Genomic DNA, 588 nt, shown 5'->3' with positions numbered 1-588 from the left:
AACATTCCTCTATTCGAATCCTTTCGTCGTGCTGTTGATTCTGCCTTCCTATGACCTGTTCGGACTATTATGAGAAATGCTATAATTGCTAATACAAGACTTAAAGAAGCAATTAATTTGCATACTTAAAAATCTTCACAACGGTAATTGAAATTGGCTAATGAATATGTGCGCCACACAGACTTAAAGCACATATTCATTAGCTTAAGCAGAAATTGCTGTGGTAGCTGTTTGATATAAAATTCTATTTCTATGACAAACGGGTTTTTATTGCCCATATAATTTGCAAAATTACACAAATAAAAAAATTTTTAAAAAACATAGTTGATACCAACTAATTTTTTCAACAGCTTCATTGAAAGTATTAACTGAAAGATTCGTTAATAGCATCCATTCTAGCGGTTTTTTTTTAAGGGAAGGGAAGTTTTCTCAACAACATAAACTGCATAAAGTGGTAATTTAGGTAGTTCTTCCGTCTTATGCCTAATATTATTCTTGGATGGATTCATCATAAACTTTCCAAATCTAACTTCCAAACGTGCTGTTCTTTTTGGCTTATTATCTTTTACAGGAACTTCAACTTCTACC

At 32.0% G+C, this 588-nt stretch carries 1 pseudogene; it reads right to left on the bottom strand.

What is annotated here, in order from left to right:
- Nucleotides 1-321: 321 nt before the first annotated feature.
- A pseudogene (locus OZD66_RS05090) lies at nucleotides 322-588 on the bottom strand (IS4-like element ISWosp2 family transposase); the annotation flags it as partial.

The organism is Wolbachia endosymbiont of Drosophila baimaii, assembly GCF_028982185.1.
Lineage (GTDB): Bacteria > Pseudomonadota > Alphaproteobacteria > Rickettsiales > Anaplasmataceae > Wolbachia > Wolbachia pipientis.
Note: the sequence above shows the minus strand (reverse complement) of the source record. Positions and strands in the feature narration are given on the sequence as shown.